Annotated in this window: 16 protein-coding genes; 12 read left to right on the top strand and 4 right to left on the bottom strand. The window is 65.7% G+C overall.

What is annotated here, in order from left to right:
- The first annotated feature begins 20 nt into the window (after window positions 1-20).
- The 10 genes from AB0I14_RS28695 (at window position 21) to AB0I14_RS28740 (ending at window position 10,900) form a co-directional block, all read left to right on the top strand.
- Entirely contained in the window at window positions 21-845 is an 825-nt protein-coding gene (locus tag AB0I14_RS28695; protein WP_358029241.1) for an alpha/beta hydrolase, read from the top strand.
- Window positions 842-1,651: a glucose 1-dehydrogenase gene (locus AB0I14_RS28700; RefSeq protein WP_358029243.1), complete on the top strand. Its 810-nt coding sequence runs from the start codon at window positions 842-844 to the stop codon at window positions 1,649-1,651. The genes AB0I14_RS28695 and AB0I14_RS28700 overlap by 4 nt, the downstream gene beginning before the upstream one ends.
- Window positions 1,652-1,823: 172 nt before the next feature.
- Window positions 1,824-2,489 (top strand): TetR family transcriptional regulator, encoded by a 666-nt coding sequence (locus tag AB0I14_RS28705; protein ID WP_358029245.1) that lies wholly within the window; start codon window positions 1,824-1,826, stop codon window positions 2,487-2,489.
- Complete coding sequence (locus AB0I14_RS28710) at window positions 2,486-2,680, top strand: ferredoxin (protein WP_358029248.1); 195 nt, start codon at window positions 2,486-2,488, stop codon at window positions 2,678-2,680. Before AB0I14_RS28705 ends, AB0I14_RS28710 begins: the two co-directional genes overlap by 4 nt.
- 22 nt (window positions 2,681-2,702) lie before the next feature.
- Entirely contained in the window at window positions 2,703-3,932 is a 1,230-nt protein-coding gene (locus tag AB0I14_RS28715; RefSeq protein ID WP_358029250.1) for a cytochrome P450, read from the top strand.
- 27 nt (window positions 3,933-3,959) lie between these two features.
- Window positions 3,960-5,129 (top strand): amidohydrolase family protein, encoded by a 1,170-nt coding sequence (locus tag AB0I14_RS28720; protein WP_358029252.1) that lies wholly within the window; start codon window positions 3,960-3,962, stop codon window positions 5,127-5,129.
- Window positions 5,126-6,394: a Xaa-Pro peptidase family protein gene (locus AB0I14_RS28725; protein ID WP_358029254.1), complete on the top strand. Its 1,269-nt coding sequence runs from the start codon at window positions 5,126-5,128 to the stop codon at window positions 6,392-6,394. Before AB0I14_RS28720 ends, AB0I14_RS28725 begins: the two co-directional genes overlap by 4 nt.
- A complete protein-coding gene (locus tag AB0I14_RS28730; protein WP_358029258.1) occupies window positions 6,384-7,517 on the top strand; it encodes a M24 family metallopeptidase in 1,134 nt (377 codons plus the stop codon). Before AB0I14_RS28725 ends, AB0I14_RS28730 begins: the two co-directional genes overlap by 11 nt.
- Window positions 7,510-8,469 (top strand): enoyl-CoA hydratase/isomerase family protein, encoded by a 960-nt coding sequence (locus AB0I14_RS28735; protein WP_358029260.1) that lies wholly within the window; start codon window positions 7,510-7,512, stop codon window positions 8,467-8,469. The genes AB0I14_RS28730 and AB0I14_RS28735 overlap by 8 nt, the downstream gene beginning before the upstream one ends.
- A 4-nt stretch (window positions 8,470-8,473) precedes the next feature.
- Complete coding sequence (locus AB0I14_RS28740; protein WP_358029262.1) at window positions 8,474-10,900, top strand: CoA transferase; 2,427 nt, start codon at window positions 8,474-8,476, stop codon at window positions 10,898-10,900.
- Window positions 10,901-10,907: 7 nt separating this feature from the next.
- Here AB0I14_RS28740 and AB0I14_RS28745 read toward each other — a convergent pair whose 3' ends face one another.
- Window positions 10,908-11,081, bottom strand: coding sequence for a hypothetical protein (locus AB0I14_RS28745; RefSeq protein ID WP_358029264.1), 174 nt, complete (start codon window positions 11,079-11,081; stop codon window positions 10,908-10,910).
- 37 nt (window positions 11,082-11,118) lie between these two features.
- Between AB0I14_RS28745 and AB0I14_RS28750 the strand changes: the two genes are divergently transcribed.
- Window positions 11,119-11,925 (top strand): SDR family oxidoreductase, encoded by an 807-nt coding sequence (locus AB0I14_RS28750; RefSeq protein ID WP_358029267.1) that lies wholly within the window; start codon window positions 11,119-11,121, stop codon window positions 11,923-11,925.
- A gap of 9 nt (window positions 11,926-11,934) precedes the next feature.
- Here the strand turns inward: AB0I14_RS28750 and AB0I14_RS28755 are convergent, their stop codons facing one another.
- From AB0I14_RS28755 to AB0I14_RS28765, 3 genes are all read right to left on the bottom strand, one after another.
- The gene (locus AB0I14_RS28755; protein WP_358029270.1) at window positions 11,935-12,780 is read right to left on the bottom strand and encodes a mycofactocin-coupled SDR family oxidoreductase; all 846 of its coding nucleotides are present in this window, start codon (window positions 12,778-12,780) and stop codon (window positions 11,935-11,937) included.
- Window positions 12,781-12,928: 148 nt separating this feature from the next.
- Window positions 12,929-13,978: a dihydrodipicolinate reductase gene (locus AB0I14_RS28760; protein WP_358029272.1), complete on the bottom strand. Its 1,050-nt coding sequence runs from the start codon at window positions 13,976-13,978 to the stop codon at window positions 12,929-12,931.
- Window positions 13,979-14,027: 49 nt separating this feature from the next.
- On the bottom strand, window positions 14,028-14,747 hold the full coding sequence (locus AB0I14_RS28765; RefSeq protein ID WP_358029274.1) for a TetR/AcrR family transcriptional regulator: 720 nt from the start codon (window positions 14,745-14,747) through the stop codon (window positions 14,028-14,030).
- Window positions 14,748-14,954: 207 nt separating this feature from the next.
- Here AB0I14_RS28765 and AB0I14_RS28770 point away from each other — a divergent pair, with 207 nt between their 5' ends.
- Window positions 14,955-15,737 carry an enoyl-CoA hydratase gene (locus AB0I14_RS28770; RefSeq protein ID WP_358029277.1) on the top strand — a complete coding sequence of 261 codons (783 nt, stop codon included), beginning with the start codon at window positions 14,955-14,957 and terminating at the stop codon, window positions 15,735-15,737.
- Window positions 15,738-15,743: the final 6 nt, after the last annotated feature.

Consider the following 15,743-nt stretch of genomic DNA (forward strand, 5'->3'; position numbering starts at 1 on the left):
AACATCAGTATCGTGTGGCCGTGGACTTCGCACGCAAGACTCTCGATGTCGACGGGCTGACGACGAGCTATCTCGAAGCCGGGTCCGGTGACCCCGTCGTCCTGCTGCATGGCGGCGAGTTCGGCGCCGGCGCCGAACTGGGTTGGGAACACGCCATCGGCGCAGTTTCCGCGCACTACCGGGTGCTGGCGCTGGACATGCTCGGCTTCGGTGAGAGTGCCAAAGTCATTGATTTCAATGACGGCCGGGGCATGCGGATCCGGCACATCGCCCGGTTCTGCGCCGAACTCGGCGTCGCCTCAGCGCATTTCGTCGGGAACTCGATGGGCGCGATCAACCTGCTCGTCGACGCGACCTCGGATGCGCCGCGGCTCCCCATGCGGTCGCTGGTGGCGATCTGCGGGGGAGGGGAGATGCAGCGCACCGACCACTTGTCGGCGTTGTACGACTACGACGCCACGATAGACGGGATGCGTCGCATCATCACCGCACTGTTCGCCGATCCGGCCTATCCGGCCGACGAGGCTTACGTGCAACGGCGGTACGAGTCGAGCATCGCGCCTGGGGCCTGGGAAACCTTGGCCGCGGCCCGGTTTCGGCGGCCCGGCCTGGACGCGCCGGCGATGCCGTCGTCGCAACGGGCATATGACCGCATCGGTGTGCCGACCATGATCATCGAGGGGGATCGTGACAAGCTGCTGCCGTCCGGTTGGGCCGCCGAAATCGCCGGCCAGATCGCCGGTGCCCGCAGCGCGGTGATCGCCGGAGCGGGTCACTGTCCGCAGATCGAACAGCCCGCCGCGCTCATCGCAGTGTTGCTGGAATTCCTGGAAGAGGTGCAATGAGTAACGAACTGGTCGGAAAAGTCACGGTGGTCACGGGCGGCGCGTCGGGTCTCGGTGAAGGTCTGGTGCGCCGCTTCGCCGCCGAGGGCGCCAAGGTGATGATCGGTGACGTCGACGAGGATCGCGGCAAGGCGCTGGCCGCCGAACTCGGTGAGAATGCCGCGTTCCTGGCCACCGATGTCGGTGACATCGAGCAGGTCGGCCGCCTCGTGTCGACCGCGGTGGAAACGTTCGGCGGCCTGGACGTCATGGTCAACAACGCCGGTGTCTCGGGCCGGATGCACCGCCGTTTCCTCGACGACGATCTCGCCGACTTCGACAAGGTGATGTCCGTCAACGTGGGCGGAGTGATGGCCGGAACCCGCGATGCAGCGCGGTACATGGCCGAGCACGGCGGCGGTTCCATCCTCAACCTGACCTCGATCGGCGGGATCCAGGCCGGCGGCGGCGTGATGACGTATCGCGCGTCGAAGGCCGCGGTCATCCAGTTCACCAAGTGTGCGGCGATCGAGTTGGCCCACTACGAGATCCGGGTCAACGCCATCGCGCCGGGCAACATCCGTACGGCGATCGTGGCCAAGTCCGCGTCGCCCGAGGAGCGCGAGCGCATCGAAGAATTCGAGGCGGGGATCCGGGCCCAGATGCGCAACGACCGTCCGCTGAAGCGGGAGGGGACCGTCGAGGACGTGGCCGAGGCGGCCGTGTACTTCGCGACGGACCGCTCGCGGTACGTGACGGGGACCGTGTTGCCGATCGACGGCGGCACCGTCGCGGGCAAGGTCATCGTCCGCAAGCCCAAGTCCTGACCGCTGCGCGGCCGTAGCCCTGCTGCGCCGACACTACGGTTTCTGGCCAAAACACCCGGTTATCCAGCCAAAAAGCGTAGTTTCGGCGAGTCGGAGGGTGGACGCAGACCGGCGGCGGACGAAATTAAATCAACTGCTTGACTTAATTACAGGAGGCGCGTTGACTGTAACGGTGACAGCAGCCAATCGGACCGCTCGCGCCGACCGTGCCAGCAGTACCCAGGAGGCGATCCTCAAGGCGGCCGAGCGGCTGTACGCCGAGCACGGTGTGTTCGCGGTGTCCAACCGGCAGGTCAGCGAGGCGGCCGGGCAGGGCAACAACGCCGCGGTCGGCTACCACTTCGGCACCAAGACCGACCTGGTCCGCGCCATCGAGCACAAGCACCGCGGCCCGATCGAGTACCTGCGGGAGCAGATGGTCGCCGACACCGGTGACGCGTCGGGGCTACGGGACTGGGTCGCCTGCCTGGTGCAGCCGCTCACCGATCACCTTGCGGCGCTGGGGAACCCAACCTGGTACGCCAGGTTCGCCGCTCAGGTCATGACCGATCCTGCCTACCACAACATCGTGGTCCGCGATGCCCTGAGTTCGGAGTCGTTGGTGCAGGTCATCGACGGGATGAAGAATTGCCTGCCCGATCTGCCCGACGAGATCCGGGCCGAACGCAACATCATGGCGCGCAACCTGTTGATGCACAGTGCCGCTGACCGTGAACGTGCGATGGCGCAGGGCGGCAACGTGCCGCGCGCGTCCTGGCAGGGTGCGGCATCAGGACTGATCGACGCGATTGTCGGCCTCTGGATGGCGCCGGTTACCCAAGAAAGCGACCTCATATGAAAGTCACTGTCGACCAGGACAAGTGCGTCTCGTCGGGGCAGTGCGTACTCAACGCCGGTGAGGTATTCGACCAGCGCGACGAAGACGGCGTCGTGGTCCTACTCGAACCTGCCCCCGGTCCGGACCAGACCGACAACGCCCGCCGCGCCGCAGCGGCCTGCCCAGCCCTAGCCATCGAGATCCAAGACTGACACAGAGGAATGCCACCGACTCATGTCTGAAACCATTGCCGACTCCGTGACCACCGCCGACATCCCGGACTACCCGATGGAACGCGACGTGCGGTGCCCGTTCGCGCCTCCGCCGCAGATGCTCGGCAACTCCAAAGGCCTGAAACGGGTGAAGATCTGGAACGGCACCACGCCATGGCTGATCACCGGACACGAGGAAGCGCGGGCGCTGTTCGCCGATGCACGGGTCAGCGTCGACGACCGCATCGAAGGCTTCCCGCACTGGAACGAGCACATGCTCTCCACCGTCGACAAGCGACCGCGCTCAGTATTCACCTCCGATGCCGAGGAGCACACCCGGTTCCGGCGGATGCTGTCCAAGCCGTTCACCTTCCGTCGGGTCGAAGGCCTGCGGGCGACGATCCAAGAGGTCACCGACGAGTGCATCGACGCGATCCTCGCCGGCCCGCAACCCGCTGACATCGTCTCGGCCCTGGCATTGCCGGTGCCCACGAAAGTGATCAGCGACATGCTCGGCGTCCCCTACGAGGACCACGAGTTCTTCCAGGAGCACGCCAACGCCGGCCTGGCTCGCTTCGCAGCCGCGGACGCCATGCAGAAGGGCGCGATGAGCCTGCATCAATATCTGATCGACCTCGTCGAGAAGAAGCAGGCCAATCCGGCCGAGGACGCGGTGTCCGATCTGGCTGAGCGGGTCACCGCAGGCGAGATCAGCGTGAAGGAGGCCGCACAGCTGGGCACCGGCCTGCTGATCGCCGGTCACGAGACCACCGCCAACATGATCGGTATCGGTGTGTTGGCGTTGCTGGAGAACCCGGAACAGGCAGCGCTGCTTCGTGATTCCGATGATCCCAAGTTCGTCGCGAACGCGTGTGAGGAACTGATGCGTTACAACTCCATCATCCAGAACGGCCAGCGCCGGGTGGCACTCGAGGACATCGAGATCGGCGGCGAGACCATCCGCAAGGGCGAGGGCATCATCATCGACCTGGCGCCCGCGAACTGGGATGCCGCTGCCTTCCCGAATCCGGACAAGGTCGACTTCACCCGCGATGCCAGCCAGGAACTCGGCTTCGGTTACGGCCGCCATCAGTGCGTCGGCCAGCAGCTGGCGCGCGCGGAACTGCAGATCGTGTTCCAAACCCTGCTGCGCCGCATCCCGACGATGAAGCTGGCCATCCCGTTCGACGACGTGCCGTTCAAGCACGACCGCCTCGCCTACGGCGTATACGAACTTCCCGTGACCTGGTAACCGACAGCCCTGATTGGAGTACCACAGATGACTGCTTCGACAACCCTCTATCCACCGGAAGGCTTTGGCGCACCCAAGAATCGCCGCGGCCACGCGACGGAGGGAGGCCTGACCGGACTCCCTGAGGGCACCACGATCTTCTCGGCCGACAACCACATCTCGGTGGCCGACGACATCTTCTACGAGCGCTTCCCCGACGACCTCAAAGGTGCCGCCCCGCGTATCTGGTACGAGGACGGCGCCTACATGGTCGGGATGAAGGGCAAGGCCTGGACCGGCGGGGATTTCGGCCGGGTTCTGATGCAGTACGACGACCTCGCCGGTGCGGCGTCCAACAACATCGCGGCCCGCATCCGTGAGCTCAAAGAAGACGGCATCGACAGGGAACTTGCCTTCCCCAACGCCGTGCTCGCCCTGTTCCACTACCCGGACAAGGGGATTCGTGAGCGGGTGTTCCGCATCTACAACGAGGTGATGGCCGAACTCCAGGAAAAGAGTAACGGCCACTTCTACGGGGTCGGGCTGATCAACTGGTGGGATCCGGCCGGCACCCGTAGCACCCTCGAGCAGCTGAAATCGCTGGGGCTCAAGACGTTCCTGCTGCCGCTGAACCCGGGCAAGGACGACGAGGGCAACATCTACGACTACGGCAGCACCGAGATGGACGCGGTCTGGGACGAGATCGAGGCCGCCGGCCTGCCGGTCAGCCACCACATCGGCGAGACGCCGCCCAAGACTCCGTGCCAGAACAACAGCGTCGTGGTCGGCATGATGGTCAACGTCGACTCCTTCCGGGAGCAGTTCGCCAAGTACGTCTTCTCCGGAATCCTGGATCGGCATCCGAGCCTCAAGATCGGCTGGTTCGAAGGCGGAATCGCCTGGGTGCCCACCGCTTTGCAGGACGCCGAGCACATGCTGGCCTCCTACCGGCACATGTTCAACCACGAACTGCAGCACCCGGTCCGGCACTATTGGGACCAGCACATGGCCGCGTCGTTCATGGTCGATCCGCTCGGCCTGCGGCTCATCGATGAGATCGGCGTCGACAACGTGATGTGGTCCAGCGACTATCCGCACAATGAATCCACCTTCGGCTACTCGGAGAAGTCGCTGGCCACGGTGGTGGAGGCGGTCGGCCCCGAGAACGCCGTCAAGATCGTGTCCACCAACATCCAGAAGTTCCTGGGGCTCCTATGACGAGTTCCACTCTGACCGGCGTAACCCAGATCGCCCGGACCGGCTTCACCCCGCTCGACATTCCCGACGAGCCCGACCTCGCCCGGATGCGTCGAGAGGTCGGTGTGCGTCTGCACGCCGCGATGGCCGACCAGGGCGTGGACGCGCTCGTGCTGCTCGGCAACGGCAACGTCATGTACGCCACCGGCATCGCCTGGCCGCTGGCCGACGCGGGACTGTCGCACGTCGAGCGGCCGATCGCGGTCGTGCTGGCCGATGACGAACACCCGCACCTGTTCCTGCCGTTCCGTGAGGGCGTCGCCATGGAAACAGCGCTGCCCGATGACCACCTGCACGGGCCGGTATATCTCGAATTCGACGAGGGCGTAGCAGAATTCGCGAAGATCGTGGCCAGGTTGGTGCCCGCCGGTGCGACAATCGCGACTGACGAGTTGACCGGGGCGATGCGGCTGGCTGGCAGTGCACTGTTTCCCAGCGCGCCGGTGGATGCCGCCCCGGTGATCGGTGCGGCGAAACTCGTCAAGACGATCGATCAGATCGCCTGTGTCCGCCGGGCTTGTCAGATCACCGAACAGGCCGTTGCCGAGATCCAGAAGTCACTGGCGCCCGGCGTGCGCCAGATCGACCTGTCTGCCGAATTCGTGCGCCGCACTTTCGAACTGGGCGCCACGACCAACATGTTCGACTCGATCTGGCAGGTCATGCCCGCGTCGAAGGCGGAGGGCACCTGGACAACTACAGGCGATCTCGCTCTGCCCCTGCTGACCACCGAGCGCGAGTTGCAGCGGGGCGATGTGCTGTGGACCGATGTGTCCATCGCCTACCACGGCTACTGTTCCGACCACGGGCGTACCTGGATCGTCGGTCAGGACCCGACACCGGTCCAACAGGAGCAATTCGGCAAGTGGAGTCGCATCGTCGACGCAGTGCTCTCGGTGACCAAGGCCGGTGCCACGTGTGGTGACCTCGGCCGGGCGGCGACCGCAGCCGGTGGCGGGCAGAAGCCGTGGCTGCCGCACTTCTACCTGGGACACGGCATCGGTACCAGCGCAGCTGAGATGCCGATGATCGGAACGGATCTCGGCCAGAAGTGGGACGACAACTTCGTCTTCCCGGAAGGCATGTTGCTGGTGTTCGAGCCGGTGGTCTGGGAGGACGGCACCGGCGGCTATCGCGGCGAGGAGATCGTGGTGGTAACCGAGGGCGGCTGGATGCCGCTGACCGCATATCCGTACGACCCCTATGAGGTGTCCCGTGGGAACTGAAATTGTGGCCGACGGCCGGGCCCTGCGCGTCAGCCGTCGGGAGCGCGCCATCGCACAGATGGAGGCCCATGACCTCGATGCGCTGGTACTCGGCAGGCAGGCCAACGTTCGGTACATTTCCGGCGCCCCACAGCTGTGGGTGGTGGGTACCAGGCCTTTCGGGCCGATCTGCACGTTCGTCCGCGCCACGGGTGAGATCCACCTGAACAGCACGTGGGACGAGGGCATCCCCGAGGAGATCCCACACGAGAACCTGTACGGCTTCGCGTGGAACCCGATGACTCTGATCGGCGTTCTGCAGAACATCAAGGGTTCCGATTCGGCGTGGCGCATCGGAACGGATGCTTTGACACCGACCTTCGCCAAGCTGCTGCCGATGGCCTTCCCGAACGCAGAGCTGGTCGACGGTGAGCAGGCGATGCGGGCTGCGCGCCGAGTCAAGACCCGCGAGGAGATCTCGGCATTACGACGCGCGTTGGTGGTCGCCGAACAGGGCCTGGCCAAAGGCGTCGCCGAGTTGGTTCCGGGTACCACCGAGAAGCGCCTTGCCGGTGCGATATTGGAGGCCGAAGCCGCCGGCGGGGTCAGCACTCCGGCCACGCAGGACGCCGCATGGGTCACCTCGAAGGACCACCCGTGGCGTCGTGCCGAAGGCGACGGCCGGGTGAGCGAAGGCGACCTGGTGGCTCTGTCGGCGGGTGTGCTCGCCGACGGCTACGTCGCGGAGGTCGCACGCACCGTATGCGTGGGTGAACCGACGGATGCGGTTCGATCGCTGTACCGACGGCGGGATGACCTGTGGGACAAGCTGCTTGATGCCTGCCATGCCGGTAAGCCGACCAGCGCGTTGCTCGATGCGTACGAGCAGGCCGGCGAACCGGTACCGGCGATGCCGGTGGCGCACGGACTCGGGTTGGGGTTCGACCCGCCGGTGGTGTCCCCGAGCCTGCGGGCGACCGCCGAGGCCGACCTCCTCGAGGAGGGCATGGTCCTCGCGGTGACCGGCTACGTCTGGGAGCCGGGCGTCGGCGCGGTGTTCACCCGCGATGCCGTCCTCGTCGGTGCCGATGGTCCCGAGGTGCTGACCCACGCCCCGTCAGACAGTGAGGCGGCACATGCCTGAGCGTCCCGGTCCGGAAGAGATCATCCTCTACGAGAAGGACCCCAAGACCAAGATCGCCACCATCACGTTCAACCGGCCGGAGTTCCTCAACGCGCCGACGTCGATGGCGCGGCTGCGCTACGCCGATGTGCTGCGGGCGGCCAACGCCGACAATGACGTCAAGGTGGTGATCATCCGCGGCGTCGGAGACAACCTGGGCAGCGGGGCCGATCTGCCGGAGTTCATGGAGGGCAACGACAATCCGGCGGTACGGCTGGCCGAGCTGCGGCTGGAGGACGACGGGGTAGGGGAGGTTACCTATCCGCCGAAGGGCACGTTCCGCAACGGGGCCACGATCAGCTCGTGGTATGCGAACTCCCAGGCCGGCAACCGTGCGCTGCAGGACTTCAAGAAGATCAGCATCGTCGAGGCCAAGGGTTATTGCTACGGCTGGCACTTCTACCAATGCGCCGACGCGGATCTGGTGATCTCCTCTGACGACGCACTGTTCGGGCATCCCTCCTTCCGGTATCACGGCTGGGGACCACGCATGTGGACGTGGGTCCAGATGATGGGCCTGCGCAAGTTCCAGGAGATGGTCTTCACCGGTCGGCCGTTCACGGCAGCGGAGATGTACGACTGCAACTTCCTGAACAAGGTGGTGGCACGCGATCAGCTGGAAGCCGAAGTGCAGAAGTACGCGCTGGCCTGCACCCGGAACCGGCCGGTGGACACCGTCTTTCAGCAGAAGATGTTCTTCGAGATCTTCAAACAGCAGCAGGGTGAGTACATGGGCAGCCTGCTGTCGGCGTTCTTCGAGTCGATGGGCAACGGGGTGGCCAACGACAGCGATGACGACCTGGACATGTTCGAGTCGATCGATTCCGGACTGTCGGCCGCGGTCAATGACAACGACAGCAAGTTCCCGCCCGATTTTCGGCTGTCCAAGAAGAACCGGGCGAAACCCGAATAGGCGCATGAGCTCACCACTGACCGGCTACACCGTCGTCGACCTGTCCAGCGGGATCGCCGGGGCGTACGCCACCAAGATTCTCGCCGACGGCGGCGCCGATGTGATCAAAGTCGAAGCCCCCGAGGGTGACCCGATGCGCCGCTGGTCGGCATCGGGCGCGCATGTCGGCCCGGACCAGGATGGCGCGCTGTTCGCCTTCCTGGCCGGTGGTAAACGCAGTGTGGCGGTTGACCCTGAGTCCTCCGGTGACCGGGAGCTGCTGGACCGGTTGGTGTCCGGCGCCGACGCCGTCATCTGGTCACCGGAATCGGCTGTGGCCCAGACGGTCGCACCGGAGGATCTGTTCCGGCAGCATCCGCATCTGATCGTCACCACGATCACAGCGTTCGGCTTGGACGGGCCGTGGAGTGACCGGGCGGCCACCGAGTTCACGCTGCAGGCATGGTCTGGTGGCGCGATCGGCATCGGTCGCGGTGTGCAGGACCGGGCGCCGGTGTCCATCGGCGGTCAGGTGGGCGAGTGGCTCGCCGGTGCCTACGCGGCGGCGATGACCTTGGCGTTCCGGGCGCGGGCGCTGCGCGACGGCCACGGCGAGCTGGTGGACCTGTCGGCGTTGGAGGCACAGATCCTGGGCCTGACCTATTACCCGGTCACCTACTTCGAGATGCTGGGCCGCCCGTGGCGCAGCGAGCGCAGGCCCACAGTTCCCGGGGTGGCGCAGGCCGCCGACGGCCTGGTGGCACTCGGATGCGGCACTGCCCAGCAGTGGTGGGATCTGTGCGCGATGTCGGGCCATGACGAGTGGATCGACGAGAACTCCGAGCTGACGATCACCGAGCAGGCCAACCTGCATGCCGAGGAGTTGTACCGCTGGTTGCGCGATCAGAACGTGGACGACGTCCGAGAACTCGCGTCGGCTTTCCGGATCCCGAACTCGCCGGTCGGCAACGGTGAGAATGTCACCGCCATGGACCATTTCGTGGAGCGGAACGCGTTCGTCCGTAACCCGGAGTACGGGTTCACCCAGCCTGCCGCGCCGTACCGGCTGTCCGGTGTGGCGCTGCGGGAGGCGGCGCCGGCTCCCCGCCTCGGCGAGCACACCGAGGAGATCCGGGCGGCCGAGCTGAGCCCGCGTGAAGTCCCGGCCGGTGCGCCGAGCGGCGATCGGTTGCCGTTCAGCGGGTTACGCGTGCTCGATATGACGACGTTCTGGGCCGGTCCGTCGTGCACCCATCCGCTCGGCATGCTCGGCGCCGAGGTGATCCACCTCGAATCCACCCCACGCCCGGACGGCACCCGGTTGATCGCCGGCATCCCGGCCACCGTGGAACAGTGGTGGGAGCGTTCGCCGATCTTCAGCGCGCTCAACACCAACAAAAAGGGCCTGACCCTGGATTTCCAGACCGACCAGGGCCGGGATCTGTTGCGCCGCCTGATCGCCACCTGCGACGTGGTCGTGGAGAACTTCACCCCCAGGGTGATCGAACAGATCGGACTCGACTTCGATTCGCTGCGGGAGTTGCGCGAGGACATCATCATGGTGCGCATGCCCGGCTTCGGGCTGGACGGGCCGTGGCGGGACAACCCGGCGTTCGCGTACGTCATCGAAGATGCCTCGGGGCTGAGCTGGCTCACCGGCTACCCGGATCGCACTCCGTTCGAACCGTATTCGATCGGTGACCCCAACGCCGGGGTGCATGCGCTGTCGGGATTGATGCTCGCGCTCGAGCACCGCCGCCGTACCGGGCAGGGAGTGCTGGTCGAGGCCGCGATGGTCGACGCCGCGCTCAACGTCGCCGCCGAGCAGGTCATCGAGTATTCGGCGTACGGCACGCTACTTCAGCGCGACGGCAACCGTGGTCCGGCCGCCGCGCCGCAGAACATCTACCGGAGTGCCGAGATCGACGAGTTCGGCCGCGCAGACAGTTGGGTCGCGATCGCGGTGAGCACCGATGCCCAGTGGGCCGCCCTGCGGGCGGCGCTCGGGCAGCCGGATTGGGCCATGGGCCCCGAGTTGGATTCCGCCGACGGGCGCCGGGCACGTCACGATGTGATCGACGAGAAGCTGGCGGCCTGGTGTCTGCCTCGCAGCGGCGACGAGATCGTCGAAACCTTGTGGCCCGCCGGCGTACCGGTGGCCAAGGTGATGCAGCCGCACCGGCAACTGGAGTTGCCCCAGCTGCGGTTCCGGCGGTTCTTCGAGCACGTCGGGCACCCGGTCAACAACGCCGCGCCGCACAGCACCCTGCCCGTCTCGTTGGCGAACGGCCCGCGGGCGCTGCATCGGCGGGCCGCACCGCTGCTCGGCGAGCACAATCACGAACTACTGGCCGAGCTGGGGCTGTCCGACGACGAGATCACCGCACTGGCCACCGACGGCGTGATCGGGACCGAGCCCGGGGTGGGCGGACGTCGCAAGGCGACTCGCTGAACCTGTCTCAGAGGCGCTCGAATTCGTCGAGCAACGCGGCGAAATCCACGGTGTACCAGAGGTGCAGGACATTACTCAGCATCAACAGCGGAGCCCGCACCGGCTCGCTGTCGGCGATCCGCGGGGTCGAAGCGGGTGATCGCGTTGACCCGGTTGCCCTGTGGGAGAACGCCGAATGCATAGACTCACCACCTGTCCCGCCGCTAGCCTGAATCACCATGGCTATCAATCCTTCTGACATTCTGCTCACCGGACAGGTGGCCGTCGTAACCGGCGGCGGCGCCGGTATCGGCCGGGGCATCGCCGCCGGGCTGGCGGCATTCGGTGCGTCGGTGGCCATCTGGGAGCGCAACCAGGAGAGCTGTGCTGATGCCGCGGCGTCGATCGGTGCCCTGGGGGTGGTCGCCGACGTGCGCGATGCCGAGCAGGTGGATGCCGCATTGGCTCAGACCGCCGCCGAGTTGGGGCCGGTAAGCATCCTGGTCAACAATGCCGGCGGTGTGTTCGCCTCGTCGCTGCTGGAGACGAGCGAGAACGGTTGGGACGCGCTGTACAGGAGCAATCTGCGCCATGTGTTGCTGTGCACACAGCGGGTGGCGCGCCGGCTGGTGGCCGACGAATTACCTGGCAGCATCATCAATCTCACGTCGATCGAGGGAGTGCGTGCGGCCCCCGGTTATGCCGCGTACGCGGCGGCGAAGGCCGGCGTCATCAACTACACCCAGACCGCGTCGTTCGAGCTTGCGCCGCACAGGATCCGGGTCAACGCGATCGCGCCCGACCTCACCCTCACCGAGGGACTCATGGCTCTGTCGCCGGACGGTCCGCCGCCGGGTATCGCTGATGCCATCCCGCTGGGTCGGGCCGGGCATGTCGACGAAATCGCGGGGGCCGCAGTCTTTCTAGCTTCCAGCTTGTCCGGCTACGTCACCGGACAGACGCTTCACGTCGACGGTGGCACCCGGGCTGCGGGTGGCTGGTACCGCCACCCGCAGACCGGTGCCGCAACACTTGGTCCGGGCTAGGTTCCGGACCTACTTGAGGCAGCTTCCCGCGTCGACCGGCAGCGTCACACCGGTGATGTAGCGGGCCTCGTCGGAGGCCAGGAACAGCACGGCGTTGCTGATGTCCACGGCCTCGACCCACGGAATGGGTAGCGTGTGGAACAGCTGGCAGATCGGCGCCATGTCGTCGGGACCGGGGTTCTCCAGGTCGGGCCGGAACATCTTGAATGTGCCGTCGTTGTGGAGCATCGGGGTCGCGACGTGCGTGGGATGCACGGTGTTGCAACGGATATTGTGCTGACCCAGCTCCACGGCGAAGCCGCGCATCAGGCCGACGACGCCGTGCTTGGCGGCAACGTAGTTACCGCAGTGCGGGTAGGCCTTGAGTCCACCGACCGAGCTGGTCAGGATGATCGAGCCGCCGTTGCCACCCTTGATCAGGTGCGGCACAGCGGCTTTGACCGACTTCCAGACGCCCGACAGGTTGATGTCGATCATCTCGTCCCAGTCCAGCTGGCTGGTCTCGTGCAGGACGTCGCCGCCGTTGCCGATACCGGCGTTGGCCACGATGATGTCGAGGCGACCGAGCTGCTCGACACCGCTGTCCACGGCCGCCTTGATCGCATCCGCGTCGCGGACGTCGACCTCGGCGGTGACGACGCGGCGGTTCAGCCCCTTGATGAGGTTGGCGGTCTCGGCCAGGTCATCGGACGTAGAGGCCGGGATGGCGGTCTCCACGCCGGGCCGGATCGGTCCACAGATGTCGATCGCGATGATGTCGGCGCCCTCTTGCGCCAGCCGTACCGCGTGGCTACGTCCCTGGCCGCGGGCCGCGCCGGTGACGAACGCGACCTTGCCTTCCACCCGTCCAGTCATTGATTACCCCAGTTCTGTTTTCGTGTCTGCCGCATACTCGGTGAAATTCTGTGCACCTGCTCAGCAACTCTGTCACCGGGTCGCCCGCTGTGTCAACGACAGATACGTTTGGGGCAATTTGTACTCTCCGCTTAGAAGAATCAAGTTCTCAGACCCCCATCGTGGCGACGATCTGCGGTAGGTCCACGGTCGAGCGGATGCCCGCCTCGGCGGCGCAGACGAAGGGCACCGCGTTGACCGCGCGGTTCGCGGTGTATCCCGGGGAAATTGCCGCCATCTGCTCGAGCGGAATGGGCATCCGGACGTCGATGTCCAGGGGTGCATCGCCATCCACGGTCAGGCGCCACCCGGTGGGGCGCAGGTCCCAGTCCTCGGTGAGGTTCGTGCCGCAGTACCAGGTGGCCTGGAAACTCAGCAGCCGGCGGCCTGCGCGCATGCCCGACACGGTGATTCGTTGTGCGGCCACCGTTCCGGCGGCGAGATGTCCGGCGCGGATGGTGGTGGCCTCGGCCGCGAGCGCCCACTGGCCCTCGGCGTGCACCGCGTCCAGCGGCAGCCCGATCGCATCGGCCACCAGGCGCAGCGACGGACCGAAACTGCCCTGCAGATAGGCGGCCCGACGCTGGTCGAACGGGCCGGCCGGGCCGCCGAAACCCATCACGTCGAACAACAGCTCCGGCGAATTGCGTTGGGACAGATCGGCGTACTCATTGATCGCCAGCAGGTTCAGCCGGCGCTGCACCGAGGTCAGTGCCAGCGGTATCGCCTCGGTGATGAACCCGGGACTGCTTCCAGTGGCATACAGTGACGCGTTGCCGCGCAGGCAGGCGTCGGTCACGGCACTGTGCAGTGCCGGGTCGACCGTGGCCGGGTGGTGGAACTGGCCGCACGTGCTGACCACGTTGATGCCCGCGCCGAGTAGTCGACACACCTGCTCGATATCGGGAGCCGCCGGCATGTACAGCACGCAGTCGGGAGCCGCGTCGAGGATGGCATCGACACTGTTGGTGGCAGTGATACCGGTGGGCTCCAGGCCGCACAGTTCGCCGGCATCGATGCCGACCTTGCCGGCGCCGAAGACATGAACAGCGGTCAAGTCCAGGTGCGGATGCCCGATGATCGAGCGCAATGCATGGGTTCCGATGGTGCCGGTTGCCCATTGGGCGACGCGATATCGGTGAGTCCGGAGATCGGGCACACAGCTGAGTGTAAGGAGAATTCTGTCTCTAGGAGAACGGAATTCTCAACTAGCTGGCGGCGAATCCGTTGGCGCAGAAATCCCAGACCTCGTCGGCGGTGATCGGGTGGATCGACGCCTCGTCGGTGCCGCCGCTCGATTGCGCGACGAACATCACCGTCTGCATGGTCATCGCCGCCATCCGCTTTGGGTTGATCCCGGAGCGCAGCTGGCCGGCCTCGGAGGCTTCCTCCATGAGGTCGGTGAGCAGGGCCAGCAGCGGCGCGTGGGCGACCTTGACCTCCGACGGATGCGAGACCAGCAAACGGGGCGCGAAGTCGGTGAACAGCGGACGCTTGGCGGCCGGATCGGGCCGGGACGACTCGAAGAGCAGTTGAATCGCGATCTTGAGCCGCTCGATCGGTTCACCCTGCGTCGAGGTGGCTGCCCGGATCTGGTCGGCCGAGCGGCTCAACGCGTCTTCGAACAGCGCGAGCAGGAGTTCGTGCTTGCCGTCGAATTGCAGGTAGAAGCTGCGCAACGACTGGCGGGAGCGGTCCACAACCTCTTGGACCGTGAAGTCTGTGCTGCCCTTTTCGATGATGATCGCCTGGGCCGCGTCGAGGAACCGCTGCACGCGCTGGGCGGCGCGCAACTTGGCCGTTTTGATCGACCGCTCGACAGCTCGTTGTTTCCACGCGGGTTCTTCGCCAGCGGTAGTCACTGGCTGCTCCGACGCTTGTCGAGTGGGGAGAACATGAACTGACTGTACCGGAGAACGCCTTGCCATTGTGGTGCCAGACCCCCTCGCGGCCAATGTGTCGGAGATTGTAACTTTCGTACTGTGAGAATAGTATTCTCATGACGGGAATTATAGAAGTCCTTTGAGAAGAAGGGTTTCGCATCAAAATTTTGCGCCGCCGGGGCGCTGTTCGCCGGTAGCTGCCGAATCGCGAAGACGGCTTGTCGTTTGGCAGCGGTGACCAGAAGGAAACACGTGTACATCGACTATGACGTCGCCGATTCGATCGCCACGATCACGCTGAACCGGCCGGAAGCGGCCAACGCGCAGAACCCCGAACTACTCGACGAACTCGATGCCGCCTGGACCAGGGCTGCCGATGACCGAGAGGTGAAGGTGATCGTGTTGCGGGCCAACGGCAAGCACTTCTCCGCAGGCCATGACCTGCGTGGCGGCGGCCCGGTGCCCGACAAGATCACGCTGGAGTTCCTCATCGAGCACGAGTCGCGGCGCTACCTGGAGTACACGTTGCGATGGCGCAATGTGCCCAAGCCGTCGATCGCGGCAGTCCAGGGACGCTGCATCTCCGGCGGCCTGCTGCTCTGCTGGCCGTGCGATCTGATCCTGGCCGCCGATGACGCGCTGTTCTCCGATCCGGTGGCCCTGATGGGCATCGGCGGTGTCGAGTACCACGGTCACACCTGGGAACTCGGCGCCCGTAAGGCCAAGGAGATCCTCTTTACCGGCCGGGCGCTGACGGCCGAGGAGGCTGAGCGCACCGGCATGGTCAACCGGGTGGTGCCGCGCGCCGACCTCGACACCCAGACCGCCGAGTTGGCTGCGCAGATCGCCCAGATGCCGGCGTTCGCTCTCCGTCAGGCCAAGCGGGCGGTGAATCAGACCCTCGACGTACAAGGGTTCTACGCCGCAATCCAATCGGTGTTCGATATCCACCAGACCGGGCACGGTAACGCACTCAGCGTCAGCGGCTGGCCGGTGTTGATGGACATCGACGGGATGAAGCAGAACATCAAGTAGGCCTGG

The organism is Mycobacterium sp. NPDC050441, from assembly GCF_040655355.1.
Taxonomy (GTDB): domain Bacteria; phylum Actinomycetota; class Actinomycetes; order Mycobacteriales; family Mycobacteriaceae; genus Mycobacterium.